The organism is Streptomyces sp. NPDC047079 (assembly GCF_040643755.1).
In the GTDB taxonomy this organism is placed as follows: Bacteria; Actinomycetota; Actinomycetes; order Streptomycetales; family Streptomycetaceae; genus Streptomyces.
On record NZ_JBEYUZ010000007.1, the window covers coordinates 55,775 to 80,787 of the forward strand.

At 70.9% G+C, this 25,013-nt stretch carries 29 protein-coding genes; 17 read left to right on the forward strand and 12 right to left on the reverse strand.

Annotated features, from left to right (window positions below; translation table 11 throughout):
• Positions 1-32: 32 nt before the first annotated feature.
• Both coaE and ABZ823_RS12405 read left to right on the forward strand, forming a co-directional pair.
• A complete protein-coding gene (coaE, locus tag ABZ823_RS12400) occupies positions 33-641 on the forward strand; it encodes a dephospho-CoA kinase (RefSeq protein WP_361657661.1) in 609 nt (202 codons plus the stop codon).
• Between the two features lie 50 nt (positions 642-691).
• The gene (locus ABZ823_RS12405; protein ID WP_361657664.1) at positions 692-1,072 is read left to right on the forward strand and encodes a tetratricopeptide repeat protein; all 381 of its coding nucleotides are present in this window, start codon (positions 692-694) and stop codon (positions 1,070-1,072) included.
• A gap of 29 nt (positions 1,073-1,101) precedes the next feature.
• Here the strand turns inward: ABZ823_RS12405 and ABZ823_RS12410 are convergent, their stop codons facing one another.
• Positions 1,102-1,365: a DUF6343 family protein gene (locus tag ABZ823_RS12410; RefSeq protein ID WP_361657667.1), complete on the reverse strand. Its 264-nt coding sequence runs from the start codon at positions 1,363-1,365 to the stop codon at positions 1,102-1,104.
• Positions 1,366-1,478: 113 nt separating this feature from the next.
• Between ABZ823_RS12410 and ABZ823_RS12415 the strand changes: the two genes are divergently transcribed.
• Both ABZ823_RS12415 and ABZ823_RS12420 read left to right on the forward strand, forming a co-directional pair.
• Entirely contained in the window at positions 1,479-2,465 is a 987-nt protein-coding gene (locus ABZ823_RS12415; protein ID WP_361658191.1) for an acyltransferase domain-containing protein, read from the forward strand.
• A gap of 174 nt (positions 2,466-2,639) precedes the next feature.
• The gene (locus tag ABZ823_RS12420) at positions 2,640-3,113 is read left to right on the forward strand and encodes a DoxX family protein (protein ID WP_361657670.1); all 474 of its coding nucleotides are present in this window, start codon (positions 2,640-2,642) and stop codon (positions 3,111-3,113) included.
• A 113-nt stretch (positions 3,114-3,226) separates the two neighbouring features.
• Here ABZ823_RS12420 and ABZ823_RS12425 read toward each other — a convergent pair whose 3' ends face one another.
• The gene (locus ABZ823_RS12425; protein WP_361658194.1) at positions 3,227-3,919 is read right to left on the reverse strand and encodes an RNA-binding S4 domain-containing protein; all 693 of its coding nucleotides are present in this window, start codon (positions 3,917-3,919) and stop codon (positions 3,227-3,229) included.
• A 177-nt stretch (positions 3,920-4,096) separates the two neighbouring features.
• Between ABZ823_RS12425 and ABZ823_RS12430 the strand changes: the two genes are divergently transcribed.
• Entirely contained in the window at positions 4,097-4,798 is a 702-nt protein-coding gene (locus tag ABZ823_RS12430) for a uracil-DNA glycosylase (RefSeq protein WP_361657673.1), read from the forward strand.
• 38 nt (positions 4,799-4,836) lie between these two features.
• On the opposite strand, the gene ABZ823_RS12435 is transcribed toward ABZ823_RS12430, so the two are convergent.
• Positions 4,837-5,256, reverse strand: coding sequence for a RidA family protein (locus ABZ823_RS12435; RefSeq protein ID WP_361657676.1), 420 nt, complete (start codon positions 5,254-5,256; stop codon positions 4,837-4,839).
• A 362-nt stretch (positions 5,257-5,618) separates the two neighbouring features.
• Between ABZ823_RS12435 and ABZ823_RS12440 the strand changes: the two genes are divergently transcribed.
• Together ABZ823_RS12440 and ABZ823_RS12445 are read left to right on the forward strand one after the other, a co-directional pair.
• Entirely contained in the window at positions 5,619-6,398 is a 780-nt protein-coding gene (locus ABZ823_RS12440; RefSeq protein ID WP_361658197.1) for a nucleotidyltransferase domain-containing protein, read from the forward strand.
• Positions 6,399-6,641: 243 nt separating this feature from the next.
• On the forward strand, positions 6,642-6,815 hold the full coding sequence (locus ABZ823_RS12445) for a hypothetical protein (protein WP_361657679.1): 174 nt from the start codon (positions 6,642-6,644) through the stop codon (positions 6,813-6,815).
• Between the two features lie 40 nt (positions 6,816-6,855).
• Here ABZ823_RS12445 and ABZ823_RS12450 read toward each other — a convergent pair whose 3' ends face one another.
• Positions 6,856-7,314: a hypothetical protein gene (locus ABZ823_RS12450; RefSeq protein ID WP_361657682.1), complete on the reverse strand. Its 459-nt coding sequence runs from the start codon at positions 7,312-7,314 to the stop codon at positions 6,856-6,858.
• Positions 7,305-8,051, reverse strand: coding sequence for an ATP-binding protein (locus tag ABZ823_RS12455; RefSeq protein WP_361657684.1), 747 nt, complete (start codon positions 8,049-8,051; stop codon positions 7,305-7,307). Before ABZ823_RS12455 ends, ABZ823_RS12450 begins: the two co-directional genes overlap by 10 nt.
• Before the next feature lie 331 nt (positions 8,052-8,382).
• Between ABZ823_RS12455 and ABZ823_RS12460 the strand changes: the two genes are divergently transcribed.
• The 3 genes from ABZ823_RS12460 (at position 8,383) to ABZ823_RS12470 (ending at position 10,463) form a co-directional block, all read left to right on the forward strand.
• Positions 8,383-9,243 (forward strand): helix-turn-helix transcriptional regulator, encoded by an 861-nt coding sequence (locus ABZ823_RS12460; RefSeq protein WP_361657687.1) that lies wholly within the window; start codon positions 8,383-8,385, stop codon positions 9,241-9,243.
• Positions 9,244-9,498, forward strand: a complete 255-nt coding sequence (locus tag ABZ823_RS12465; RefSeq protein ID WP_361657690.1) for a DUF397 domain-containing protein — start codon at positions 9,244-9,246, stop codon at positions 9,496-9,498.
• A 149-nt stretch (positions 9,499-9,647) separates the two neighbouring features.
• On the forward strand, positions 9,648-10,463 hold the full coding sequence (locus ABZ823_RS12470) for an SAM-dependent methyltransferase (protein WP_361657692.1): 816 nt from the start codon (positions 9,648-9,650) through the stop codon (positions 10,461-10,463).
• 434 nt (positions 10,464-10,897) lie between these two features.
• Here ABZ823_RS12470 and ABZ823_RS12475 read toward each other — a convergent pair whose 3' ends face one another.
• Both ABZ823_RS12475 and ABZ823_RS12480 read right to left on the reverse strand, forming a co-directional pair.
• The gene (locus ABZ823_RS12475; RefSeq protein ID WP_361657695.1) at positions 10,898-12,388 is read right to left on the reverse strand and encodes a glutamate synthase subunit beta; all 1,491 of its coding nucleotides are present in this window, start codon (positions 12,386-12,388) and stop codon (positions 10,898-10,900) included.
• Positions 12,389-12,499: 111 nt separating this feature from the next.
• Complete coding sequence (locus tag ABZ823_RS12480) at positions 12,500-13,189, reverse strand: DUF2293 domain-containing protein (protein WP_361657697.1); 690 nt, start codon at positions 13,187-13,189, stop codon at positions 12,500-12,502.
• 269 nt (positions 13,190-13,458) lie between these two features.
• On the opposite strand from ABZ823_RS12480, the gene ABZ823_RS12485 reads away from it, so the two are divergent.
• Positions 13,459-14,100: a uridine kinase gene (locus tag ABZ823_RS12485; RefSeq protein WP_361657700.1), complete on the forward strand. Its 642-nt coding sequence runs from the start codon at positions 13,459-13,461 to the stop codon at positions 14,098-14,100.
• A gap of 226 nt (positions 14,101-14,326) precedes the next feature.
• On the forward strand, positions 14,327-14,755 hold the full coding sequence (locus tag ABZ823_RS12490) for a CBS domain-containing protein (protein ID WP_361657703.1): 429 nt from the start codon (positions 14,327-14,329) through the stop codon (positions 14,753-14,755).
• A gap of 48 nt (positions 14,756-14,803) precedes the next feature.
• Here ABZ823_RS12490 and ABZ823_RS12495 read toward each other — a convergent pair whose 3' ends face one another.
• On the reverse strand, positions 14,804-15,931 hold the full coding sequence (locus ABZ823_RS12495) for a magnesium and cobalt transport protein CorA (RefSeq protein WP_361657706.1): 1,128 nt from the start codon (positions 15,929-15,931) through the stop codon (positions 14,804-14,806).
• A 183-nt stretch (positions 15,932-16,114) separates the two neighbouring features.
• Here ABZ823_RS12495 and ABZ823_RS12500 point away from each other — a divergent pair, with 183 nt between their 5' ends.
• A complete protein-coding gene (locus tag ABZ823_RS12500; RefSeq protein WP_361657709.1) occupies positions 16,115-16,909 on the forward strand; it encodes a methyltransferase domain-containing protein in 795 nt (264 codons plus the stop codon).
• Positions 16,910-16,986: 77 nt separating this feature from the next.
• On the opposite strand, the gene ABZ823_RS12505 is transcribed toward ABZ823_RS12500, so the two are convergent.
• Positions 16,987-17,892 (reverse strand): PfkB family carbohydrate kinase, encoded by a 906-nt coding sequence (locus ABZ823_RS12505; RefSeq protein WP_361657711.1) that lies wholly within the window; start codon positions 17,890-17,892, stop codon positions 16,987-16,989.
• Entirely contained in the window at positions 17,889-18,794 is a 906-nt protein-coding gene (locus ABZ823_RS12510) for a pseudouridine-5'-phosphate glycosidase (RefSeq protein ID WP_361657714.1), read from the reverse strand. Before ABZ823_RS12510 ends, ABZ823_RS12505 begins: the two co-directional genes overlap by 4 nt.
• Positions 18,795-18,892: 98 nt before the next feature.
• Here ABZ823_RS12510 and ABZ823_RS12515 point away from each other — a divergent pair, with 98 nt between their 5' ends.
• Complete coding sequence (locus ABZ823_RS12515; protein WP_361657717.1) at positions 18,893-19,321, forward strand: VOC family protein; 429 nt, start codon at positions 18,893-18,895, stop codon at positions 19,319-19,321.
• Positions 19,322-19,421: 100 nt separating this feature from the next.
• On the opposite strand, the gene ABZ823_RS12520 is transcribed toward ABZ823_RS12515, so the two are convergent.
• Both ABZ823_RS12520 and ABZ823_RS12525 read right to left on the reverse strand, forming a co-directional pair.
• Positions 19,422-19,976 carry a methylated-DNA--[protein]-cysteine S-methyltransferase gene (locus ABZ823_RS12520; protein WP_361657720.1) on the reverse strand — a complete coding sequence of 185 codons (555 nt, stop codon included), beginning with the start codon at positions 19,974-19,976 and terminating at the stop codon, positions 19,422-19,424.
• Positions 19,977-20,058: 82 nt separating this feature from the next.
• Positions 20,059-20,931 (reverse strand): glycerophosphodiester phosphodiesterase family protein, encoded by an 873-nt coding sequence (locus tag ABZ823_RS12525; protein ID WP_361657723.1) that lies wholly within the window; start codon positions 20,929-20,931, stop codon positions 20,059-20,061.
• 279 nt (positions 20,932-21,210) lie between these two features.
• On the opposite strand from ABZ823_RS12525, the gene ABZ823_RS12530 reads away from it, so the two are divergent.
• From ABZ823_RS12530 to ABZ823_RS12540, 3 genes are all read left to right on the forward strand, one after another.
• A complete protein-coding gene (locus ABZ823_RS12530) occupies positions 21,211-22,077 on the forward strand; it encodes an MHYT domain-containing protein (RefSeq protein ID WP_361657726.1) in 867 nt (288 codons plus the stop codon).
• Positions 22,078-22,117: 40 nt separating this feature from the next.
• The gene (gene uvrB / locus ABZ823_RS12535) at positions 22,118-24,256 is read left to right on the forward strand and encodes an excinuclease ABC subunit UvrB (protein ID WP_361657729.1); all 2,139 of its coding nucleotides are present in this window, start codon (positions 22,118-22,120) and stop codon (positions 24,254-24,256) included.
• A gap of 160 nt (positions 24,257-24,416) precedes the next feature.
• Positions 24,417-24,995, forward strand: coding sequence for a TerD family protein (locus ABZ823_RS12540; protein ID WP_361657732.1), 579 nt, complete (start codon positions 24,417-24,419; stop codon positions 24,993-24,995).
• The last annotated feature ends 18 nt before the right edge of the window (positions 24,996-25,013 follow it).

Consider the following 25,013-nt stretch of genomic DNA (forward strand, 5'->3'; position numbering starts at 1 on the left):
GACTGTCAGTGGCAGGCCGTAGGCTTCCCGGCATGCTGAAGGTGGGTCTGACCGGCGGTATCGGCGCCGGCAAGAGCGAGGTGTCGCGGCTGCTCGTGGAGTGCGGGGCCGTGCTGATCGACGCGGACCGCATCGCGCGCGAGGTCGTCGCACCCGGCACTCCCGGGCTCGCGGCGGTCGTCGAGGCCTTCGGGGACGACATCCTCACCGCGGACCGGAGCCTGGACCGCCCCAGGCTGGGCTCCCTCGTCTTCTCCGATCCCCACAAGCTCGCCGTTCTCAACTCGATCGTGCACCCCCTGGTCGGCGCCCGCTCCCGCGAACTGGAGACCGCCGCCCCCGAGGACGCCGTGGTCGTCCACGACGTGCCCCTTCTCGCGGAGAACGGACTCGCTCCGCTCTACGACGTGGTGGTCGTCGTCGACGCAAGCCCGGCGACCCAGCTCGACCGGCTCGTGCGCCTGCGCGGCATGACGGAGGACGACGCCCGGGCAAGAATGGCCGCCCAGGCGCCGCGCGAGAAGCGCCTGGAGATCGCGGACATCGTCATCGACAACGACGTCCCCCTGGAGCAGCTGCGAGGGCGCGTAAGGGACGTATGGGCGGATCTCGTACGCAGGGCGGGGCGCTCTCCGGAATAGCGGCCGTCTTGGGGAGCGTTGAAGCGGTGCAGTGAGGGAAGGAATCAGCCGTGCCCGAGACCAGCGATCCGACCGGACGGACCCCGGAGACGCTTGTGATCGACTTCCGTGCCGCCGAGCAGTTGCTCGCAGCACGGGACCCACGGGGCGCGGTCAAGTTGCTGGACGGTGTGATCGCCGCGCACCCCGAGAACACGGCCGCGCGCCTGCTTCGCGCCCGTGCCTTCTTCGCTGCCGCGCAACTGCGCCCCGCCGAGCTGGAGTTCAGCATCGTGCTGGAGCGTGAGCCGGACAACGCGTTCGCGCACTTCGCGCTGGCCCGCACCTACGAGCGTCAGGCGCGGCACGAGCAAGCGAAGCGGCACTTCCGGCTGGCTGCCGCGCTGGACCCGAACCCGCAGTATCTGAAGGCGGCGCGCTTCGACTCGTAGCCCGGACGACTTCGGGAGCGCGAGGGCCGTCACCGGCGGCGGTCCGGCGGCGGATACGGCGGGACGTCACGGCCCGGCTGCCAGTGGGCCCCCTGCCTGATGCGCCGCACGATGACGGCCATGTCCGCGCTGATCACCAGCCACAGCACACCGCACGCGGCCGCCCATCCCGGCCGCCCCACGAGCGAGAAGAGGACCACTCCGAGGGTCGCCCACACCAGACCCCACAGGCTCAGCCAGAACCGCATCCGCAGCGCACTGCGCGCCGTCGTCGGTTCACTGCCCGTACGCATCACTCTCATCACTCCTGACCGGACGCGTACCCTTCGTGGGGCACATTCACCATGGAACGGCGACCGGAATCGAATGTCGCGGGGGCGCGGCCGGGCCATCCGGGGAGGCGATGGTGCTGCTGGAGGCGGTGCGAGCGGACGCGAGGCTCGCCGAGTGGCTGAAGGACCTGGAGCGCGAGGACCACGCGGGCGTGGCCGTCACCCTGCCCGACGCGGACGAGCTGCCCGACATCCTGCTCGATCTGGCCGTACCCCACGAGGACGTCAACGAACTCGTCGCGCTGCGCGCCCGGCTGGGTCGGGACCCGGAGGCGATGACGCTGCTGGCACGGTGTGTGACCCGTTTCGTACGCGACATGGGGGAGATCGGAAAAGCCTGCGAGCCGCCGCCGTTCCCGGACTCGGCCGGGGAGCTCGGGCGGTACTTCCATCTGTACGTCTTCGTCGCGTCCCTCCCGTATGTGCGCGCGTATCACAGGGAGCGCGGTGTTCCGGGCGCGGTGACCCGCCGCACGCTGGCGGACCTCGGGCGCCAGGTCGCGGTGCATCGCAGGCGGCGCGGCACCGGCGGGCTGCTGTTTCCGTGGTGGCCGGCGCTGCACTTCCACGGGGAGCTCTTCCAGCTGGGTCGGTTGCAGTTCCAGCGTGGACGGCTGGGCGAGCGCACGGGCCGGGCCGTCGCGGCGGCGGGCCACGGCCTGGGACCCGGCGACCCCTGCCTCAGCCTGCACATACCCGACTTCCGGGGCCCGTTGTCACCGTCCGCATGCGAGCGGTCCCTCGCCCTCGCGCGGGAGTTCTTCGCCCGGCACTACCCCGACGAGCGCCACCAGATCGCCGTGTGCCACTCGTGGTTGCTGGACGCGCAGCTCAAGCGGTATCTGCCAGCCGACTCCAACATCATCCGTTTCCAGGACCGCTTCGAGCTCACGTACGAGGAAGCGACACCGGACGACAGCGTGCCGGTCGGCTTCGTCTTCGGCGACCCCGATCTGCCGCTGGAGGGGCTGCCGCGACGCACACCGGTCGAGCGAGCGGTGGCGGACCACCTGCGCGGGGGCGGGCACTGGTACACGCGGCACGGCTGGTTTGCGCTGTGAGAGATGTAAGAGCTGTGAGGGCTGTGAGCTCTATGAGAGAGGCGCGGCGGTCGGACCGGGAGCGAGAGTGAGGCAGGCGTGGCGGTCGGCCCGGGAGCGATGAGTTTCGCAGGGTCCACGGGTCTGCCTCACTGACAACACCGTGCACCGGCTCCTCACATCCGGGAGAACTTCATGTCCGAGACCGCCGCCCCCGCCCCGCGCACCACCTCTGTCCCCGCATCCCGTCCCGCGTCCGCTGCCCCGTCGGTGAGCCGAGGCCGGAGCCGTCGCGCCGAGATCTCCCTGCGCGCCCTCCAGATCGTCCTGGCGCTCTTCTACGGCCTCGCGAGCGCGCTGCCCAAGCTCATCGCGCACTCATCGGCCGTCGAGTCCTTCGACAGGATCGGCTGGGGGAGCACGGGGATGTACGCCATCGGCGCACTGGAGCTCGCCGGGGCCGTCGCGCTGCTCGTCCCCCTGCTGTCGTCGGTCGCGGCCATGGCGCTCTGCGGACTGATGGCCGGCGCCTTCGCCGTTCAGCTCACGGTCTTCGACGGGCAGTACGCCGCGACCCCGCTGATCCTGATCGTCCCGCTGACCGTGATCGCCTGGGCCCGCCGCCACCGCACCGCGGAGCTGGTCCGCCTGGTACGCCGCCGGGCGTGACCGCCTTCGCGGTACGCCGTCGCGGGGGCCGCTGAGCCGTAGAGACCGCAGGACTGGGGGGAGCGGGGGACGGCGCGCGGCGGGTCGTCCGAACGGGCCGGCCCGCCTCGCGCTCAGCGGCTCCCGGCGCCGCTACGCCCCTGGGGCCGGTTCCGGTCACCGGACCCGCCCTGGCCTCCGGTCCGTTCCTGGTCACCGGCCTGGCCCCGGCCCGCGGACTGGCCCCGGCCCTCGGCCCGGCTTCCGGCGTCGAGGGCTTCGGCGTAGCCGCCGTACGGGCTGCCCGGCGCCGCGCCCAGACCGCGCAGGCGTTCCATCTCGCGGCGGTCACGTTTGGTGGGGCGGCCGGCGCCGCGGTCGCGGATGCCCGCCGGGGTCACCGCCTCGCGGGGCGGCGGAGGCGGGCTGTTGTCGATGTAGCACTGGACCGCCACCGGGGCACCCACCCGCTTGCGGATCAGTCGCTTCACGACGACGACCCGCTCCCGGCCCTCGTGCCGCAGCCGTACCTCGTCACCGATCCGCACGGAGTGCGCGGGCTTCACACGCTCACCGTTGACCCGGACGTGTCCGCCCCGGCACGCGGAGGCGCCGGCCGAGCGGGTCTTGACCAGCCGCACGGACCAGATCCAGCTGTCGATGCGCACGCTCTCGCCGTGCTGCGGGCCGGCCGCCTCGGCGGTGGCCACCGCGGCGGCGGTCTTCGGGTCCAGGGCCTGGGCGGCCCCCTCGGGGTCCGGCGCGCCCGCACCGGATTCCCCGGGGCCCGTCTCACCGCCCCGGCGCGCCCCGGACTCCTGGTCCATCGCCGCCGCGCGGGTTCCCTCGGTCCCGCCCGTCCTCTCGTCGTCCGCGCCTTCGACCGCGCCTTCGGAAGCCATGTCCCCGACCTTAGTCGCCGAGCCGCGTGCGCCCGAAGCCTTTTCCCGGGGCACCGGGCCCCGACCGCAAGCGCCCTCGCTCCACGGTCCTACCGTGGAGGCATGGACAGCAGCAGCCTTGCCAGGCTGGACGAACGGATCACCGGATGCCGTGCCTGCCCCCGCCTGGTCGCCTGGCGTGAGGAGGTGGCCCTTACCAAGCGCGCCGCGTTCGCCGACTGGACGTACTGGGGGAGGCCGGTACCGGGCTTCGGGCCGCCCGACGCGAAGATGCTCGTCGTAGGGCTCGCACCCGCGGCGCACGGCGGGAACCGGACCGGACGGATGTTCACCGGCGACCGGTCCGGGGACGTGCTGTACGCGGCTCTGCACGCCGTCGGGCTGGCGTCGCAGCCCACGTCCCTGTCCGCCGACGACGGGCTGGAGCTCTACGGCGTACGCGTCACCGCGCCCGTGCACTGCGCCCCGCCGGCCAACAAGCCGACCCCCGAGGAGCGGGACACCTGCCGGCCCTGGCTCGTCCAGGAGCTGCGGCTGCTGCGCCCGTCCCTGCGGTCCGTGGTCGCGCTCGGTGCCTTCGGCTGGCAGGCCGCGCTCACCGCGCTCGCCGAGGCCGGCTGGGCGGTGCCCAGGCCGAGGCCCGCCTTCGGGCACGGGACCCGGGTGTCGCTGGACGGGCTGGAGGTCTTCGGCTGCTTCCACGTCAGCCAGCGCAACACGTTCACGGGACGGCTCACCCCTGAGATGCTGCGGGACGTGCTGCGTACGGCGGCGCGGGCGGCCGAGCTGCCGACCGGAACGTAGCTCGCCCGGCCCAGCCGGTCTGGCCCGCCGGGCCGAGGCTAGGCCTCCTCACGCTGGTCGGCGGGAACCACGGCCGTCGCGGTGATCTCGACGAGCTGGCCGGTGTAGCCGAGGCAGGTCACCCCGATCAGCGTCGACGAATGCGGCCCGGCGCTGAGCCCCGACGCCTCGACCACGTCCCAGACGGCGGAGAGCACCGCCGGCTCACTGCTCACGACGTACACGTCCGTGGACACCACGTGCTCCAGGTCGCTGCCTACCGCGCGCAGTTGCTCATCGAGGTTGGCGAGCACCTGGTGCGCCTGCCGGACGGGGTCGCCCTCGCCGACGAGCTTCCCCTCGGCGTCGAGTGGCACGGACCCGGCCAGGAACGCCAGCCGGTTCCCCGCTTCGACGACCGACCCGTGCGCGTAGCGGGGTGGCGGGAACAGGGTGGGCACAGTGACGCGCTTCAGCATGGGACCTCCCGCAAACGACCCTCGTTTCGGCCCGGCCACGCGCCGGTCCGAACGCCGACCCGCCGATAATGCAGGGACGGAACGGCCCGCGCATCCGTATTCTCGGTCCCCGTATGGGACCGGACGGGCCGATGGACGTACGGGTGGACGGGCAGACGGGTGGACGGGCGGACGGGCGGACGGGCGGACAGGCGGACGGATGGACGGGCGGACGGACGGTCGGCGATCTGGGGTTCGTTGTGCTGACGCGCCGTCAGTGAACTGGCCTTTGCACGAGTTCATGGAACCTGAGGTGACCGGGTGACCGCGCTCAGGGCAGAGACGGCGAGCGACCCGGCCCTTGAGGGGGCCTGCGCGTGACCATGGACGACGACGCGTTCCTCGACGGCGTGGCGAACCGCCTGGCCGCGCTCCCCGCCGTGCGGGCCGTCGCGCTCGGCGGCTCCCGCGCGCAGGGTGTCCACGGCCCGGACAGCGACTGGGATCTGGCCGTCTACCACCGGGGCCCGGGATTCGACCCCGCCGACCTCCGGGCCATCGGCTGGCCCGGCGAAGTCTCCGAGATCGGCGGCTGGGGCGGAGGCGTGTTCAACGGTGGCGCCTGGCTCACCGTCGAGGGGCGTCGGGTCGACGTCCACTACCGCGATCTGGACGTCGTCGAACACCAGTTGGCGGAGGCGGAGCAAGGCCGCTTCCACGTGGAGCCGCTGCTCTTCCACCTCGCGGGCATCCCCAGCTACCTGGTGGTCGCCGAACTGGCCGTCAACCGGGTACTGCGGGGCACCCTTACGCGCCCCGCGTCGTACCCCGAGAAGCTGCGCACCTCCGCCGCCGACCGCTGGCACGGCACGGCCCGCGCCACACTCGCGTACGCGAAGGCCAATCACGCCCCGAAGGGCCGCCTCACCGAGGTCGCCGGCGCCCTTGCGACGGCCGCCGCCCACGCCGCGCACGCGGTGCTCGCGGCGCGCGGGGAATGGGTGACGAATGAGAAGCGTCTGCTGGAGCGGGCCGGGCTGCGGGGCCTGGACGGGACAGTGGCGGGCCTCCGGGCCGACCCCGACCGGCTGGTCGCGGCCGTCGTCACGGCCGACGAGCTCTTCGAGGCAGCCCTCGCCGGCGCAAGAGGAACGGCGGCCTGACTGCCGCCGCCGGCAGTGCCAGCGCCCGGCAATGCCTCCGGACGGTGACGTGTGGGGCTTGAGGTGCCCCTGCGCCTGGGCAAAGCCGGTCACTCCAGTGCTTTTTTCACCATTTACCCGTGACCGCGTGTCAAATACGTCTCAGTACCGTCACTTCACGATCCGTTCACCGGGGAGTGGCGTTTAACTCTGTGAGCCGATCGGGATCGGCCGCCGAAACTCGGCGTTGCAAGGAGGTGCAGGGTGAAGGGGCGAACGGTTCTGGAGCGCTTTCCCGCCGGTGGACCGCGCGGCTCGTGGCCCGCGGAGGAGTACGCGCAGGCGCGCCGCCTGGAGGGGCAGCCCGCGGAGGTCGTCATGGACCTCGCGACGGACGCCTTCCTGGTGATCGTGCGGGGAGCCGACGCGGCCGAGTGACCTCACCCGTCGCCCTTGGCTGGTCACCGGACGGGTCTGCTCAGGCGCTGAGCGGCCGTGACCAGGCCGGGATCGTGCCGGTGACCTGACACAGAGCCAGGTAGAGCGGAATGGGCGGGGTGTACGGCACGCTGCCCCGCGGCCGGTGGACGAGGCCAAGGCCGTCGGATGCGTCCGGGACCAGCGCTCCCCTGGAGTAGCGGGCGGGTACGGGCCATGCGAGTGCGACATCGGAGTCCGACGGCACGATCCACCACCAGTCGGCCCGGTCGGCGTACACACAGCCCACGCTCGGCAGTCTGGACAGCAGCAGAGGGCCGTAGAGGGCGGGCACGGTCACCGCGTCGCAGCCGAGCGGAACCGTCATGTCCTCGGGGAGGGCGAGTGTCCTGGACGACGCCCCGGACGTCCGCCGTGCCCGCCCCAGGCGGACCAGCGAGTCCAGGGCCAGAACCGGTGCGGTTCCGTGTCCTGCGGCTCCCGTACCCCTCACTCCCACGCGGTCCCCGTCCCCGTTCCCGCTACCGTTCCGCAGGGTGCCTCCGCCGCGGCCCCGGAACCCCGGCCGTCGGCCGGGGGCCTCCTGGCGCTCCAACCCAAGTCGGAACGGGCCTCTCCGTCCGCCGACGGCCTCTTGGCGCCCCAGCCCAGGTCGGACCGGGCGGTCGTGTCCTCGTTCGCCCGGGACCTGTCGCCGGAACACGACAGGTCCCGGGGCCGGTGGCGCGGGGGCTCACCCGACGCCGACTGGTCGGCCTCCCGTGCCAGCTCGGCCCAGACCAGCAGGCCGGGCCCCGCCTCCTGGGCTCCCCAGGCCTGGCACAGCGCCGCGACGAGAAGCAATCCCCTCCCGTGCTCCTCGTCGGGGCGCTGTGGACCGGTGTGCGGCTCGCCCGGAGCGCATCCCTCGTCCTGTACGGCTATGCGCACCAGCTCGCCGCTGTCGTGCAGTTCACACACGACGTACTCGCCGGCGGTGTGCACGATCGCGTTGGTGACCAGCTCGGAGACGACCAGGGCGGCCGTGTCGCACGTGTCGTCGCACACCGCCCAGCCGGAGAGCCGGGAGCGGGTCAACTGCCGGGCCTGGGCGACCGAGCCGGGACGTGCGGCCAGCTCGAAGCGGAAACGGTGCTCGGCAGCCGCGCCTGGGCGCAGCGCTGCGGCACCGCCCGGGCCGAACCGGTCTGCGGCGGCGTCTGTTCCTAACGGCGCGGACGGAATCACGCCTGCCACTATCGCTGTGACGTGAACACTTGGCAAGGGTCACTCTGAAAATTGCAGAGTGCAGTGTGACTCGACGCGGGGCCATGGCACACTGCTCGCAACGGCCCGCCGAGCGGGGTCAGTTGGGATCCGAAGCACGGATTGCCGAGTCCGGTGTCCGCACCGGCTGGGAACCGTTCGATCCGGTAGGGAACCGATCGACCAGCGTGACCTGGCGGGGGGCGGATCGGCCCTGGTAGGGAACGGATGGAAGCCGCATGCGGGCGTGCGTGAACCGGGAACGGTTCCGAACGGCGCCGTCCGGGCTGTCGGGAGACATCAGGACTGGAAGGAACACGACGTGAGCGAGCCGCGGTCGGCACCGACGGTCGGCCAGGTCGTCCTCGGCCGACGTCTAATGGACCTCCGTGAACGCGCGGGCCTGAAGCGGGAGGAGGCCGCACGCATTCTGCGCGTCGCTCCGGCCACCGTCCGCCGTATGGAAACGGCCGAGGTCGCCCTGAAGATCCCGTACCTTCAGCTGCTGCTGAAGGCGTACGGGGTGAGTGACGAGGAGGCCGAGGCCTTCGTCCAACTTGCCGAGGACGCCAATAAACCGGGCTGGTGGCAGCGGTTTCACGACATCCTGCCGGGCTGGTTCTCGATGTACGTCAGCCTGGAGGGAGCTGCCGCGCTCATCCGCCAGTACGAACCGCACTTCGTGCCCGGCATCATGCAGACGGAGGACTATGCCCAGGGCGTCCTGAGATCCGGTGCCGTCGGGCAGACCAGCCCGGAGGACATCGAGCGTCATGTGGCGTTGCGCATGCAGCGCCAGGCGTTGCTGACGAGGGAGGACGCGCCCCGGATCTGGGTCGTGATGGAGGAGACCGCGCTGCGTCGTCCGGTCGTCGGGTCCCAGGTCATGCGTGCCCAGATCGACAGGCTGCTCCAGATCACTCAACTGCCCCATGTGACGTTGCAAGTGCTCGAGTTCTCCTCGGGACCGCACCCCGGTACGTACGGGCCCTTCGTCCTGTTCCGATTTGCCATGTCAGAACTGCCGGACATGGTCTACAGCGAGTACCTGACCGGCGCCGTCTACCTGGACGCGCGCAACGAGGTGTCGACCCACCTCGAGGTCATGGACCGCATGGCGGCTCAGGCCGCTACGGCACAACGCACGAAGGAGATCCTCGAGGATCTCCGCAAGGAGCTGTGAATGGACCGCATCACGCCGCGCATACGCGTCTACAACGGCATGCCCGCCCGGGAACTCGGCAGCGAGGGCTGGCACAAGCCGTGGAGCGGAGGCAACGGCGGCAACTGCCTGGAGGCGATGAAGCTCGCCGACGGCCGGATCGCCGTCCGCCAGTCCACCGACCCGGACGGGCCCGCGCTGATCTACACCTCCGACGAGATGACCGCGTTCATCGAGGGGGCCAAGGCGGGGGAGGCCGACTTCCTGCTCTCATGACTGCCCCGTCGCTCGGCGACGTTGTTATCGGCACCACCGTTATCGGCACCACCGCTTCCGCCACAACGTTTTCGGCACCACTGTCATCGGCACCACTGACTTGTCATTCAGTTGACCACTGACTTTCCCAAGGAATAACGGAGTTCCTCATGACCGGCCAGAACCCCGCACCGGACGCCGTCGCCATCGACACGAGCAAGCCGCACCCGGCACGGATGTACGACTGGTACCTCGGCGGGAAGGACAACTATCCCGTCGACGAGGAGATGGGCCGGCAGATGCTCGCTCTCGAGCCGAGGGTGCCCGTGATGGCGCGGGTCAACCGGGCGTTCATGCACCGTGCCACGCGCTGGCTGGCGCACCACGGCGTACGGCAGTTCCTGGACATCGGCACGGGCATTCCGACCGAGCCGAACCTGCACCAGATCGCCCAGGATGTCGCGCCCGACGCACGCGTCGTCTACTGCGACAACGACCCCATCGTGCTGGCTCACGCGGCCGCCCTGCTGCGGAGCACGCCCGAAGGCGTGACCGAGTACCTGCAGGCCGACGTGCGCGACCCGGCCGCCATCATCGAAGGCGCCAGGAAAGTCCTGGACTTCGGCCGGCCCGTCGCCTTGTCCCTCGTGGCGCTGCTGCACTTCGTCTCCGACGAGGACGGCGCGCACGACCTGGTGGACCGGCTGCTGTCCGACCTGCCCTCCGGCAGCTACCTGATGATGACCCACGCCACCGCCGACTTCACCCCGGAGGAGTCCGCTGCGGCGACCGAGAAGCTCAGGGCGGCCGGAGTCACGCTCGCACTTCGCTCCCGCGAGGAGTTCGCCCGTTTCTTCCACGGGCTCGACCTCGTCGAACCCGGGGTGGAGGTGGTCCACAAGTGGCACCCGGAGCTGGGCGAACCGGTCCCCGGGCAGGACGACGGAGTCATTCCCGGCTACGGCGCGGTGGGCCGCAAGCCGTAACTCCGGGAAACCGGTCGCCGTCCGCAGCCCTGGGGCCGTGAGGTATCCGCCGGTTTCCGTCCCCGACCGGTCACCGGACGGTCATCCGCTTCGCCGGGGAACCGCCATCCTCACAGTCGCTCCCCGGCACCCGGGCCGCTCGATGACCGGCCCGGTGGCGAGGCTGTACCGGCCGTCCGGTGGCGAGGCTGTACCGGCCGTCCGGTGGGCAGGCCGTACCGGCCGTCCGGTGGTGAGGTCACAGCGGACCCCGGTCCCCGCGACGGCTGCCCTGCGGTCCCGGGAGACACGTCGTCCTCGGCGCCTCGTAGGCTCGGCGCCCGCGACGACCCCGGGCGAGCGGCGCCCGCGTGCGCACCTGCGCCCTCACCGGCCGTGCCTGCGCCGGCCTCTACACCCGTCATCGGCCGTGGCTGCACCGTCATGGGCCGTGGCTACGCCCTCATCGGCCGGTCGTACGGCCCGATCGGGGCCGACAGACGCGACGCGCCGCCGGACAGCAGTCGGTCCACCGCCGCCGCCACGGAGCGCCCCTCCGCGATCGCCCATACGATCAACGACTGCCCGCGCGCGGCGTCCCCCGCGGCGTACACCCCTGGGACATTCGTCGCGAAGTCCTCGTCCCGCGCGATCGTCCCCCGTGCGTCGAGCGCGATCCCGAGCTGGTCGATCAGCCCGTCCCGGCGATCCGGTCCCGAGAAGCCCAGCGCGAGCAGCACAAGGTCCGCGGGCAGCGTCCGCCCGGTGCCCGACACCGGCTGCCGCCGCTCGTCCACCTCGACCAGGTGCAGCCGGCGTACGTGCCCGTCGTCGTCCCCCGTGAAGCGCAGCGTGGACGCCGCGAACAGCCGCGCGTCCGCATCCGCGGCGGGCGCCGTCCGCAGATCGCGCGCCTCCTCGTGCGCGCCGGACAGCCGATAGATCTTCGGGTACGTCGGCCACGGCTCGGCGTCCTCGTTCCGGGCCGCGTTCGGCTGCGGGTAGATGTCGAGCTGGGTCACGGACGCCGCCCCTTCGCGCACCGCGGTGCCGAGGCAGTCCGCCCCGGTGTCCCCGCCGCCCACGATCACGACGTGCTTCCCCGCCGCCGACAGCGGCGAGACCTCCAGGTCCCCCTCGCACACCCGGTCGGCCAGCGGCAGATACTCCATCGCCTGATGGATTCCGGCGAGCTCCCGCCCGGGCACGTCCAGTTCCCGCCATGCCGTGGCGCCGGTCGCGATCACCACGGCGTCGTACCGCGCCCGCAGTTCGGTGGCCCCGATGTCCTTCCCTATGGCCGTGGACGTACGGAACTTCGTCCCCTCCGCCCGCATCTGCTCCAGACGTCGGTCGAGATGCCGTTTCTCCATCTTGAACGCCGGTATCCCATAGCGCAGCAGCCCCCCGACCCGGTCCGCGCGCTCGTACACCGCCACCGTGTGGCCGGCGCGCGTGAGCTGCTGGGCCGCCGCGAGCCCAGCTGGACCCGAGCCCACGACCGCGACGGTCCGCCCTGACAGCCGCTCCGGCGGACGCGGCGGCGCGAACCCCTCCTCCCAGGCGCGGTCCGCGATGGCCACCTCCACATTCTTGATGGTGACCGCCGGCTGGTTGATGGCGAGCACGCACCCCGCCTCACAGGGCGCCGGACACAACCGCCCCGTGAATTCGGGGAAGTTGTTCGTGGCGTGCAGCCGGTCGCTGGCCGCGCGCCAGTCCTCGCGGGAGACGAGGCCGTTCCACTCGGGGATCAGGTTTCCGAGCGGGCAGGCCTCGTGGCAGAACGGAATCCCGCAATCCATGCACCGGTTCGCCTGACGGCTGATGATCGGCAGCAGCGCACCCGGAACGTACACCTCGTTCCAGTCCCGCACCCGTTCCTCCACGGGCCTGCGGGGCCACTCCTCCCGGGGGGTGCTCATAAAGCCCTTGGGATCGGCCATGGCCGTCCCCCTTGCATACGCGTACCGGGTCGTTTCGTGCCACAATACGACGCCCTCCGCCCGTCCGCCCCTCGTCACCGGGCCCGCTCCGCCACCCTCGAAACGCCCAGGTCACGCCGCCTCCCGGAGCCGCCACTCCCGCAGCAGCGCCTCCACGCGCTCGGCGATGCGCCGCCGCGCCTCGGCCCTCGGCACCCCGTCCATCAGCAACTGGTCGTACGGCGTCTCCATGTGCCGTACCGACGCCCGCACCGCCGCCGTCACCGCGTCCGGCGACAGCGCCCGCCCCGCCGCACTGCGGCCGACCCGTCCGCTGCCACGCACCGAGGCATGCGCAGCGATCTCCTCCGCACGCCCGGCCGGACACCCGGGAAACAGCCGACGGATCTCTCGCGCGAAAGCCTCCGTGAACCGCAGGTCCTCGGCCGCCCGCCGCCGTGCGTCCCGCACCCGGCGTCTGCGCCGTGCCTCCGCATCCGCCAGGCACCGCTCCTCCGCGCGCGCGAGCGCCTCCTCCTCGACGAGCACCCCCTGCCGCTCATACCGGCCGCGGCGCCGGTTGAACCGCACCACCACCGCCCAGAGCGCACTCGCCTCCCGAGCCCGCCGGGTCAGCGCCGTGTCGCCGCGCGGCAGGAACACCAGATGTCCGAGATCGGCGCAGTCCAGACACCGGGGCGTGCCCTCCTCCAGCACCAGCAACGACAAGGGCCCGCCGTGGCACTCGGCGCAGTGCCGCCGCTTGAGCGGCTGGAAGACCAGAAGTCCGCCGAGGGGCGGGGGAGTTGCGGTCGGCACCATACCCGCTTCATTCCCCGCCGGGCCGAGCCGCGATCCGACCTCGGGGACCGGCGCTCGGTGCACACCGGCCCTTGATGGACGGGACCTCGGTGCACACCGGCCCTCGATGGACCGGCCCTCGATGGACAGGACCTTGACGGCCCCGGTCTCTCTCACCTCCTGGCCCACCGGCGGGTCCACGACAGTGCGGCGGCCGGCTCCCCGGCCGATCGCGGAGCCGAACGTCCGGCACCGGCCCTGTCGCGGTTCCACCCCCCTGGAGCGGCATCATGGGCCCTGTGCGACTCGAAGCGATCACTTGGGAGCGGCTCGCCGACCTCCTCGCCGACCGGCTGCTCGACCTGAAGCCCGACGACGGCAGCCCTTGGCCTCGCATCGCCTTCGACGGTGCCCCGGCCGCGCGCCCCGGCGACCTCGCACAGCGTGTGTCCGACGCGCTCCGTATACGCGGCCGACCCTCGCTCGTCGTCGGTGCAGAGGGGTTCCTGCGTCCCGCGTCTCTCCGCCTGGAACACGGACACCGGGACGCGAACTCCTACTACGACGGATGGCTCGACACCGGCGCCCTGTGGCGGGAGGTCTTCGGACCCCTCGAACCCGGTGGTGACGGCCGCGTCCTGCCCGACCTGTGGGACCCGGTCACCGACCGCGCCACGCGCAGCCCCTATGTTCCACTTCCTCCCGGCGGCCTTCTGCTGCTCCACGGTCCTCTCCTCCTCCGGCACTGGTTCCCCTTCGACCTGACCGTCCACGTGCTGCTGTCGGCCGGCGCCCTCCGCCGCCGCACCCCCGAGTCCGAGCACTGGACCCTTCCCGCCTTCGAGCGCTATGAGGCGGAGACCGACCCGGTCGCTTCCGCCGACGTTCTGGTCCGCGCCGACGACCCGCGCCACCCCGCCTGGAACGGCTGATCGCACCCTCGATCAGTCACACACTTCCCAAGCGCGTGCATGTAGTTCTGGCGGCGCTCCCGCGCCTTCCTCCGGTTCGCCGACGACGCCACCCTCGGCCGCGCGCCTGCTCCGCCCGTACCGTTCCTCCGGGTGCGCTCGCCCTCGGGCACGGCGAGAATGAAGGGCGCCGGGACATGCGGTGCGTCCCGTGCCGCGCCGGCCGTCCGGCACCGGGAGGTACTCCATGACCACAGCCGAAGACATCATGCATCGTGGTGCCCAGTGGATCCCCGCCCATGAAACCCTGGACCGCGCCGCCCAGCTGATGCGCGAACTCAACGTCGGTGCGCTGCCCATCAGTGACGAGAACGAACGGCTCTGCGGCATCATCACCGACCGCGACATCGTCGTCGGCTGTGTGGCCATGGGCCACGATCCGTCACGGGTGACCGCGGGCGAGATGGCCAAGGGCACACCGTGCTGGATCGACGCGAACGCCGATGTCGGCGACGTGCTCGAGGAGATGGAGGAGCATCAGATCCGCCGGCTTCCCGTCATCGACAACAAGCGCCTCGTCGGCATGATCAGCGAAGCCGACCTGGCCGAGAACCTGACGGAGGATCAACTGGCCGAGTGGGTCGAGAGGGTCTACGCGAGGACCGTGACGCGCTGACCCGGACCACGCCGGCCCACCTGCCCGCCCGCCACGAAGCGCGGGGGATCACAACCAGCCGTTGCGCTTGAACCCCCGGTACAGCGCCAGGCAGGCGACGCCTATCACGACCAGAACCAGCGGGTAGCCGAACCTCGACCGCAGCTCGGGCATATACGTGAAGTTCATGCCGTACACCCCCGTGACCATCGTCGGCACCGCGATCAGCGCGGCCCAGGCCGTGATCCTGCGCATGTCCTCGTTCTGAGCGACGCTCACCTGCGCGAGATGCGCCTGCAGGATCGAGTTCAGCAGTTCGTCGAACGCGGCTATCTGTTCCGTGGCGCGCAGCAGATGATCGGAGACGTCCCGGAAGTACGCCTGTATCTCCGGATCGATCACTCGGATCGGCTTGGTGGCCAGCTCCTGGATGGGGCGGTCCAGGGGCGCCACCGCCCGCTTCAGCTCCAGGAGCTCACGCTTGAGCTGGTAGATGCGGCCCGGGTCCAGCCGCTCGCCGCTGTCCGCGAACACGTCCGTCTCGACCTGGTCGATGTCCTCCTGCACCGCGTCCGTGACGCTCAGATAGTCGTCCACCACATGGTCGGCGATGGCGTGCAGCACCGCGGCAGGGCCCTTCGCGAGCTGCTGGGGATGGGCCTCCAGCTCCTCACGCAGCGGCCCGAGCGAGCCGTGCCGTCCGTGCCGCACCGTGATGACGAAGGCGGGACCGACGAACACCATGATCTCGCCGGTGCTCACCACCTCGCTCGTCGCGGTCAACTCCTTGTGTTCCACGTAGCAGACGGTCTTGAAGACGGCGAACAGCGTTTCCCCGTACCGCTCCAGCTTCGGGCGCTGATGCGCCTCGACCGCGTCCTCGACCGCGAGCGGATGCAGGTCGAAGAGCTCGGCGATTCCCGCGAACTCATCGTCCGTCGGCTCGTGCATCCCGAGCCAGACGAAGCCGTCGTCGCTCTTGCGGACCCGCTCCACGGCCTCGACCAGATCCCGGCCGCCGGGGACGCGGGCGCCGTCCTGGTACGTCACGCAGTTCACCACCGCGGAGCCGAGCGGCGAGCGGGCGGGGTGGCTCAGATCGACGCGCGCCTGACGTCGCCCCAACCGCGCCGCCTTACGGAGGCCGCCGACCCTGTCGAGGCCCGCGACCTTCCGCAGATTCCCTGCCATGGACATCTGGATCTCCTTGCGCCGTACTCCGCGCTTTCGCAGGCCAGTCTGCCAGTCGGTCTCCGTCCCTGGAAAAGCCTGTGGAAACGGAGAGTTCCGCTTCAATACGCGGGTTGTGCCGCCGCCGTGTGCCGCCTGCGCGGAGCGTCGTCCGGCACGGCCGGACCGGACAGCTGGGATGATCGCCGCATGACGCCGAGCGACGGATATCTCCTCGACAACCAGCAGGCGGAGGCGGGCCGGCGCTTCGACGCGCTCTCCGCCCTCTTCGATCCCACGACGTTCCGCCACATCGAGGATCTCGGTATCGGATCCGGCTGGCGCTGCTGGGAGGTCGGCGCCGGCGGCACTTCCGTGGTCTCCTGGCTTGCCAGGAAGGTCGGTCCGACCGGAAAGGTCCTGGCCACCGACATCGACACCTCGTGGGCGGCGTCGGGCGCCCGGCCCCCGATCGAGATCCGCACCCACGACGTCGGCGCCGAGGAGCCGCCGGGGCAGGGTTTCGACCTTGTGCACGCCCGGCTCGTCCTCGTCCACGTACCGGACCGGGAAAGGGCGTTGCGATCGATGATCAAGGCGCTGCGCCCCGGCGGGCGGCTGCTGATCGAGGACGCCGACCCTGCGCTTCAGCCCCTGATCTGCCCGGACGAGCACGGCCCCGAGCAGCAGCTCGCCAACCGTCTGCGCCAGGGTTTCCGCACGCTCCTCGCCGAACGCGGCGCCGACCTCTCCTACGGCCGCCGACTCCCGCGCCTGCTCCGCGACGCGGGGCTGCGGCGCGTGGAAGCCGACGCGTACTTCCCGCTCACCTCGCCCGCCTGCGCGGCCCTCGAAGCCGCGACCGTCCGTCAGATCCGCGACCGGCTCGTCGCCGCGGGCCTCGCCACCGACGAGGAGATCGACCGTCATCTCTCCCATGTCGCTTCCGGCTCGATGGACCTGGCGACGGCCCCGTTGATCTCGGCGTGGGGTCGAAAGGCGTAAGGGGCACGAAGTATGGGGCCGGCGGGACAAGGGGGCCACGCGGGAGGGCAGCACCGGCAGGGCACGACGCCGACGGCCTACTCGACGTCCGTCGGAGGTCTGCCCCCCACCTTCTCCACCGCCATGGCGCCCGCCCTGCACCCTTCCGCCGTCGCCTCCTCCGCTTCCGCCCCCGCCAGCAGGGCCGCCAGGAAGGCCCCGGTGAAGGCGTCGCCCGCACCCGTGGTGTCCCGGGGCGTGGCGGGGACCGCCGGGATCCGTGCCCGGACCGTTCCCGACACGGCCACCAGTGCCCCGTCCGGGCCCTGCTTGGCCACCACCAGGGGGACATGGCGGCTCAATTTCGCGGCCGCGTCCCCCGGGTCGGGCAGCCCGGTCAGCAGACACGCCTCGTCCCTGCTGGGAAGCAGCACGTCGAGGCCTTCGGAGAGTGTCAGGAACCGGCCCACGCCCAGATCGGTGAGGAACCCGGCCGACGCCGGATCCAGACTCACCGGCACTCCGCGCGCGCGTGCAGTCGTCAGGGCCACCCTGAGCAGCGCCCGGCTCGATTCGGAGAACAGCAGATAGCCCGACAGATGCATTCGTGCGACGCCGTCGAGCAGCGTGTCCGACCAGTCGCCGGGGTCCAGCCGCAGACAGGCCCCGCTGTCCGTGAGGAAGGTGCGTTCCGCCGAGGCGCTTCCGTCGACCAGGCAGATGACCGTTCCCGTAGCCGCCTCGGCGTCGACGACCAGGTGCGGCCGTACGCCGGACCCGCACAGTTCCCGTGCGTGCCAGGCTGCCGCATCGGCCCCGACGCGCCCGAGCAGCCGCACATCCGGGCAGCCCCAGTGCGCCGCCCAGCACGCCACGTTCGCACCGGCGCCGCCGGGGAGCGTACGGATGACGGCGGCCGTGTCCGTGCCCGACGCGAGCGGACCGACGTGCCGGGCGACGACATCCGTGACGACGTCCCCGACGACCAGCAGAGCCCCGCTCACGCCTTCGCCCAGGCCGCCGCGATCTGTGCCGCGAGCCGTACGTTGCCGCGCACCGCCGCCAGGTTGGCGCTCAGCGAGGCCCCGTCGGTGTGCCGCACCAGATAGTCGAGGAGGAACGGCGTGACCGCCTGCCCGGTCACACCCTCGTCCTCGCACGCCTGGAGCGCGGCGGCCAGCACACGCGCGTGGAGCTGCGGATCGAGTTGCTTCTCCTGTGGAACGGGATGGGCGACGATGAGCGCCGACTCGGGAACGCCGAGCGCATCCTGCGCATGCATGACCGCCGCCACCTGTTCCGGTGACTCAAGGGTCCAGTCGACCGGATGCCCGGAGTCGGACAGATAGAAGCCCGGGAAGCGATCCGTGCGGTAACCGGCCACCGCCACGCCCAGCGTCTCCAGCCGCTGCAACGTCGCCGGTACGTCCAGGATCGACTTCACACCCGCGCACACCACGGTGATCCTCGTCCGGGCCAGCAGACCCAGGTCGGCGGACTCGTCCTGGGTCGCCGTCCATTGCCGGTGCACCCCGCCGAGGCCCCCCGTCGCGAACACCCGCACCCCGGCCAGGGAGGCCAGCTGCGCCGTCGCGGAGACCGTCGTCGCCCCGCTCATACCCGCCGCGACGGCAAGCGGCAGGTCGCGCTGGCCCAGCTTGCGGATCACCTCCTCGTTCGCGATCCGCTCGACCTGCACCTTGTTCAGCCCGACGTGGGGCGTGCCGTCCAGGACGGCGATCGTCGCCGGTACGGCGCCCTCCTGCCGTACCAGGTCCTCCAGCTCCAGCGCGACCTGGAGGTTCCGCGGACGGGGCAGCCCGTGCGCGATGATCGTCGACTCCAGAGCCACCACCGGCCGGCGGGCGGCGAGGGCCTCCCGCACCTCTTCGGACACCATCAGCACGCGCGTGCCTCCTGTCTGTGGGTTTTCCCTCATCCCTGGCGGGCGGCACCCGCGGCCAAACACTTGCGAGCGGTGGAAGAGAACACCAGCCTGAGGGCATGACGGACAACTCGCCACGTCTCGACCATGTCGTCCTGTGGGTCCGGGACCCGGTCGCAGCCGCCCGCTTCTACGCGGAAGCGGTCGGCCTGGAACCGCTCGGGGTCGCGGATTTCACCGCGGGCAAGGTGTCGTTCCCCTCCGTGCGGCTCAACGAGGAGACCATTCTCGATCTCGCCCCGCTCTCCTCTGCCACGGACATGAAGATGCTTCCGGGCGCCGCCGAGAGTGCCGGACATCCGGTCAATCACATCTGCCTGGCTCTGACGGAAGGCGGCTTCGAGGCCCTCAGGGCCCGCCTGGAGGAGCGGGCCGTGCCCCTCTCGGACTTCTCCCACGGCTCCTCCGGCGCCCGCGGCGCCGCCCGGCGCAGCTTCTACTTCCGAGACCCCGACGGGAACGTCTTCGAGGCACGGCACTACGAGTAGCGCCCGCCGGCAGCGCCCACCGGCCCCCGCGCCGGTCGGGCCCCGCGGGCAGTGGTCTCCCCGGTTCCGGTCCAGGTCTCCGCCGGACCTGTGGAGCGGATCAGAAGAGCGGTTCCGGCAGCACCCCTTCGAGAGCCAGAAGCTTCCGTTTGGTCTCCAGCCCGCCACCGAATCCACCGATGCCGCCGTCGCTTTCGATCACGCGGTGGCACGGCACGACCAGCGGCAGCGGGTTGGAGCCCATCGCCACCCCGACGGCCTGGGCCGCGCCCGGCTGGCCGACCCGGCCGGCCAGATCGCCGTACCCCACCACGGTGCCGTACGGCACGGCGGAGGCCAGCTCGCGCAGCACTTGCCGGTTGAAGCCGGTGATCAGGGACCAGTCCAACGGCAGCGCGAAGTCGCGCAGCCCACCCCCGAAGTAGGCCGCCAGCTGGCGTATCGCCTCGGCCAGCAGCGGAGAGTCCTCGGTCTCGGCGGGCTCGGTGCCGAGCCGGGACGCCAGCCGCGCCAGGGCCTTGTCGCGCACGGCCTCCGTCGCGTGGAACACCACGTTCACCAGGCCGTCGCGCGTCGCGGCCAGCAGCAAGGGTCCGATGTCCGTGGCCACCACGGTCCACACCAGATGCTGCTGGCCTTGCCCGTCACTGTTCATGCGCCCACCGTACGACCCGGCACCGACAACGGCTCCGTGGTCGCGCGCCGGGCGGCCTGCGACAGCCCGGGGCTCCGCCGGATCAGCGGGCCGTGACCGCTGTGCGCACCACGTCGGGAACGTTCGTGATGACACCGTCCACGCCGAAGCCGCCCATCCGTTGGGCCTCCTTCGCGCCGTTGACGGTCCAGGCGAACACCCTCATCGGCTTGTCGTGCGGCCCCTTGAGCGCGTGCACCGCGCAGACGTACCCGGGCGAGAGCCTGGTGTACTCCGCGTTGATCTGGTCGGCGAACCGGGCGTACGCCCGCAGCTCCGTCACGCGTGGCGTGCCCAGGTACGCGGTCCTGATCCCCGGCCGCAGCTCGTGGACCATCCGCACACTGGCCGCGCTGAAGCTCTGCACGATCAGCCGGTTCCTCAGGTGGCCGGAGTCAAGCCAGCCCTCTTCGTCCAGCAGCGCGAGGGTCTGGCGCTCGATGCCCGGATACAGCTCGGGGTTCTTGATCTCCAGGACGAGGTTCTGGTGGTTGTGCGACACGCGCTCCATGTACTCCCGCAGGGTCGGTACGCGCGCGCCCGCGTACCGACGGCCGTACCAGCTTCCCGCGTCCAGGCGGGCGATCTCCGCGGCGGTGAAATCCTTGACCCTCCAGGGCGCCCGGTGCGGGAACAACCGCTCGACGTCGGTCGTCCGGTCCAGTGTGGCGTCGTGGATCACGACGAGCCGGCCGTCCTTGGTGCGCTGCACGTCGTTCTCGACCCAGCCGAAGCCCATGGCCGCGGCCCTGTCGACGGCGGCCATGGTGTTCTCGGGCGCAGAGCCGGAGGCGCCTCGGTGGGCGACGACAACCAGCCTGTCGCCGCCGGTGGCACCGGCGTGTGGCGTCGGCAGCATGGCGAGGCCCAGTCCGAAGAACGCGATGGCCGTGGCTGCGGCAACGCGCGCGTGCATACGTACTCCTAGCATCGGGCGATCACCTACAGCACCAGAGTGACAGCAGTCGGTCAAGTAAGTGCGAGAACGAGGCGGGCACAGATTGGCTGGGGTTGCCCGCATGTGCTCACGAGCGCCGCACAAGTGCGGCAGCGTCGTGATTTTTTGCCGGAAAATCGTTCGACCGATCTGGTGGGAGTCATACTCTCTGGCACAACCCTGACCGTCGTCACGGTCCTGGGGATGGGGGCATTTCCGGAGTTCACAGAGGCATCAGGGTGGGAAGGGCAGCCGCGCATGCAGAGCACCGTCGACGGCTTCAGCTACGGACTCGTCACTCCCGTGGTGGCGTACCTCATGGCCTGCCTCGGCGGCGCGCTCGGTCTGCGCTGCACCACAAGATCGATGGTCGTCGCCCAGTCCTGGCGTGCGGGGTGGCTCGCCCTGGGGGCGGCCGCGATCGGTTCCGGCATCTGGACCATGCACTTCATCGCGATGATGGGCTTCACCGTCGAGCAGACCCCCATCCACTACGACAAGGCGATCACGTTCGCGAGCCTTGCCGTCGCCATCGTGATGGTCGGGGTCGGCGTCTTCATCGTGGGGTACCGGGGCGCGACCGGGGTGGCGCTCTTCACCGGCGGCACTGTCACCGGCCTGGGGATCGCCTCGATGCACTACCTCGGCATGGCGGGGATGCGCCTCAACGGCGTGCTGGAGTACAACACCCTCACCGTCGCCGCGTCCGTCCTCATAGCGGTCGTCGCGGCGACCGCCGCTCTCTGGGCCGCCGGCCAGATCCGCGGGTTCCTCTGGAGCGTCGGAGCGAGCCTCGTCATGGGGCTCGCCGTCACCGGCATGCACTACACGGGGATGGCCGCCCTCCGCGTCCATCTGCACGGCATCGGGGGGACGCCGGCCGGTGAGGCACCCGCCGCCCTGCTCGCCCCGATGATGATCGGTCCGCTCGTCTTCCTGTGCCTGGCCGGGGTCGTCGTGATGTTCGACCCGCTGATGGTCATGGGCAAGCCCGACTGGACCCCGGTGGAGCGCAAACCAGGGGTCCCGGCCCGTCCTCGGGTCGCCCACACCGGACGGCATCCGTCCGCTCACCCCCGCGGGCGCTCGGCGCAGCGGAGCTTCCGGGCCCCGCAGAACCGCTGACCGCCCCCCGTTGTCAGTGCGGGGTCGTACGGTGGAGAACATGCGGCCCGTTTCACAGATCGAACGCTCGGTGGCGCCCTTCGAGGTCGTCAGTCCCTACCAGCCCAGCGGTGACCAACCCACCGCCATCGCCGAGCTGGAAAAGCGCATCCGCGCAGGTGAGAAAGATGTCGTCCTGCTGGGTGCGACCGGTACCGGTAAGTCCGCGACCACCGCGTGGATGATCGAGAAGCTCCAGCGTCCCACCCTGGTGATGGCGCCGAACAAGACGCTGGCCGCCCAGCTGGCCAACGAGTTCCGCGAGCTGCTGCCGAACAACGCGGTCGAGTACTTCGTCTCGTACTACGACTACTACCAGCCCGAGGCCTACGTCCCGCAGTCGGACACCTACATCGAAAAGGACTCCTCGATCAACGAGGAGGTGGAGCGCCTGCGTCACTCCGCGACCAACTCACTGCTCACCCGGCGTGACGTCGTCGTGGTCGCCTCGGTCTCCTGCATCTACGGCCTCGGTACTCCCCAGGAGTACGTGGACCGCATGGTCAGCCTCCGCGTCGGCGACGAGATCGACCGCGACCAGCTGCTGCGCCGCTTCGTCGACATCCAGTACACGCGCAACGACATGGCTTTCGCGCGCGGCACCTTCCGGGTGCGCGGCGACACCATCGAGATCTTCCCGGTGTACGAAGAGCTGGCCGTCCGCATCGAGATGTTCGGCGACGAGATCGAGGCCCTCTCCACCCTCCACCCGCTCACCGGTGAGGTCATCAGCGACGACGAGCAGCTGTACGTCTTCCCCGCCTCCCACTACATCGCGGGACCCGAGCGCATGGAGCGCGCGATCAACGGGATGGAGAAGGAGCTGGAGGTGCGCCTGGCCGAGCTGGAGAAGCAGGGCAAGCTCCTGGAGGCCCAGCGGCTGCGCATGCGCACGACCTACGACATCGAGATGCTCCGCCAGATCGGTACCTGCTCCGGCGTGGAGAACTACTCGATGCACTTCGACGCGCGCGAGCCCGGCTCCCCGCCGAACACGCTGCTGGACTACTTCCCTGAGGACTTCCTGCTCGTCATCGACGAGTCGCACGTCACCGTGCCGCAGATCGGCGCCATGTACGAGGGCGACGCCTCCCGCAAGCGCACCCTCGTCGAGCACGGCTTCCGCCTGCCCTCGGCCCTGGACAACCGGCCGCTGAAGTGGGAGGAGTTCCAGGAGCGCATCGGCCAGACCGTCTATCTCTCGGCGACCCCGGGGCAGTATGAGCTGTCCCGGTCGGACGGCCAGGTCGAGCAGATCATCCGTCCCACCGGACTCGTCGACCCGGAAGTCGTGGTCAAGCCCACGGAGGGCCAGATCGACGACCTGGTGCACGAGATCCGCAAGCGCACCGAGAAGGACGAGCGTGTCCTGGTCACCACGCTCACCAAGAAGATGGCCGAGGACCTCACCGACTACTTCCTGGAGCTCGGTATCCAGGTGCGCTATCTGCACAGCGACGTGGACACCCTGCGCCGTGTCGAGCTGCTGCGCGAGCTGCGGTCCGGTGAGTACGACGTCCTGGTCGGCATCAACCTCCTCCGGGAGGGCCTGGACCTGCCCGAGGTGTCCCTGGTGGCGATCCTCGACGCCGACAAGGAGGGGTTCCTGCGTTCGGGGACCTCGCTCATCCAGACCATCGGCCGTGCCGCGCGCAACGTCTCGGGCGAGGTCCATATGTACGCGGACAAGATCACTCCGGCGATGGAGAAGGCCATCGAGGAGACCAACCGCCGCCGCGAGAAGCAGGTCGCGTACAACAAGGCGAACGGCATCGACCCGCAGCCGCTCCGCAAGAAGATCAACGACATCGTGGCGCAGATCGCCCGAGAGGACGTGGACACGGAGCAGCTGCTCGGTACCGGCTACCGCAAGACGAAGGACGGCAAGAGCGCCAAGACCCCCGTCCCCGCCCTCGGCGGCCAGGCGGCGAAGGGTGCCAAGCCCGCCAAGGGCAAGGCCAAGGAGACGGTCCCGACCGACCGTCCCGCGGCCGATCTGGCGGAGCAGATCGAAGAACTGACGGAACGGATGCGGGCCGCGGCCGCGGACCTTCAGTTCGAGATCGCGGCCCGGCTGCGCGACGAGGTCTCCGAGATGAAGAAGGAGCTGCGCCAGATGAGGGAGGCGGGCCTGGCCTGACGTCCCCGCCACCCGTTCGGACCCCGGGATGTGCGCAGTGTGTTGCAAGACCGACACAAAGCGCGGTCCGGGGTTCGTCACTGTCAGTGCCGCTGCGTAGGGTTTTGGCATCCGCGGAGTCCGCGGGCGAACTGGGGACTGCTCGAGAGGGGAACGGCGCGTGACCGTCAACATGACCAAGGGGCAGGCCATCAGCCTGCAGAAGAACGACGGGGGCACGCTGAACGCGGTGCGCATGGGACTCGGCTGGCAGGCCGCCCCTCGGCGCGGGCTGTTCGGTTCGCGCACCCGGGAGATCGACCTCGACGCGTCCGCCGTGCTCTTCGCGGACAAGCAGCCCGTGGACGTGGTCTTCTTCCGTCACCTCGTCAGCGACGACGGATCCGTCCGCCACACCGGCGACAACCTCGTCGGGGGAGTCGGCCAGGGCGGCGACGACGAGGCGATCCTCGTCGACCTGCAGCGCGTTCCGGTCCACATCGACCAGATCGTGTTCACCGTGAACTCGTTCACGGGGCAGACCTTCCAGGAGGTGCAGAACGCGTTCTGCCGCCTCGTCGACGAGACCAACGGCCAGGAGCTGGCCCGGTACACGCTGGCCGGCGGGGGCGGGTACACGGCGCAGATCATGGCCAAGGTCCACCGTGCGGGCGCCGGATGGACCATGACGGCGCTGGGCACCCCCGCCAACGGCCGCACCTTCCAGGACCTGATGCCGGCGATCCTGCCGCATCTGTAGGCATCCGGACGCACGGCA

Bases quoted from the DNA above. Each gene is read 5' to 3' on its own strand.
- ABZ823_RS12490 (WP_361657703.1), top strand. From the start codon at position 14,327: ATGACCACAGCCGAAGACATCATGCATCGTGGTGCCCAGTGGATCCCC.
- ABZ823_RS12525 (WP_361657723.1), bottom strand. From the start codon at position 20,931: ATGCACGCGCGCGTTGCCGCAGCCACGGCCATCGCGTTCTTCGGACTG.
- ABZ823_RS12480 (WP_361657697.1), bottom strand. From the start codon at position 13,189: ATGGTGCCGACCGCAACTCCCCCGCCCCTCGGCGGACTTCTGGTCTTC.
- ABZ823_RS12470 (WP_361657692.1), top strand. From the start codon at position 9,648: ATGACCGGCCAGAACCCCGCACCGGACGCCGTCGCCATCGACACGAGC.
- ABZ823_RS12475 (WP_361657695.1), bottom strand. From the start codon at position 12,388: ATGGCCGATCCCAAGGGCTTTATGAGCACCCCCCGGGAGGAGTGGCCC.
- ABZ823_RS12440 (WP_361658197.1), top strand. From the start codon at position 5,619: ATGGACGACGACGCGTTCCTCGACGGCGTGGCGAACCGCCTGGCCGCG.
- ABZ823_RS12410 (WP_361657667.1), bottom strand. From the start codon at position 1,365: ATGCGTACGGGCAGTGAACCGACGACGGCGCGCAGTGCGCTGCGGATG.
- ABZ823_RS12495 (WP_361657706.1), bottom strand. From the start codon at position 15,931: ATGTCCATGGCAGGGAATCTGCGGAAGGTCGCGGGCCTCGACAGGGTC.
- coaE (WP_361657661.1), top strand. From the start codon at position 33: ATGCTGAAGGTGGGTCTGACCGGCGGTATCGGCGCCGGCAAGAGCGAG.
- uvrB (WP_361657729.1), top strand. From the start codon at position 22,118: ATGCGGCCCGTTTCACAGATCGAACGCTCGGTGGCGCCCTTCGAGGTC.
- ABZ823_RS12435 (WP_361657676.1), bottom strand. From the start codon at position 5,256: ATGCTGAAGCGCGTCACTGTGCCCACCCTGTTCCCGCCACCCCGCTAC.
- ABZ823_RS12500 (WP_361657709.1), top strand. From the start codon at position 16,115: ATGACGCCGAGCGACGGATATCTCCTCGACAACCAGCAGGCGGAGGCG.
- ABZ823_RS12530 (WP_361657726.1), top strand. From the start codon at position 21,211: ATGCAGAGCACCGTCGACGGCTTCAGCTACGGACTCGTCACTCCCGTG.
- ABZ823_RS12465 (WP_361657690.1), top strand. From the start codon at position 9,244: ATGGACCGCATCACGCCGCGCATACGCGTCTACAACGGCATGCCCGCC.
- ABZ823_RS12425 (WP_361658194.1), bottom strand. From the start codon at position 3,919: ATGGACCAGGAGTCCGGGGCGCGCCGGGGCGGTGAGACGGGCCCCGGG.
- ABZ823_RS12520 (WP_361657720.1), bottom strand. From the start codon at position 19,976: ATGAACAGTGACGGGCAAGGCCAGCAGCATCTGGTGTGGACCGTGGTG.
- ABZ823_RS12485 (WP_361657700.1), top strand. From the start codon at position 13,459: ATGGGCCCTGTGCGACTCGAAGCGATCACTTGGGAGCGGCTCGCCGAC.
- ABZ823_RS12420 (WP_361657670.1), top strand. From the start codon at position 2,640: ATGTCCGAGACCGCCGCCCCCGCCCCGCGCACCACCTCTGTCCCCGCA.
- ABZ823_RS12430 (WP_361657673.1), top strand. From the start codon at position 4,097: ATGGACAGCAGCAGCCTTGCCAGGCTGGACGAACGGATCACCGGATGC.
- ABZ823_RS12515 (WP_361657717.1), top strand. From the start codon at position 18,893: ATGACGGACAACTCGCCACGTCTCGACCATGTCGTCCTGTGGGTCCGG.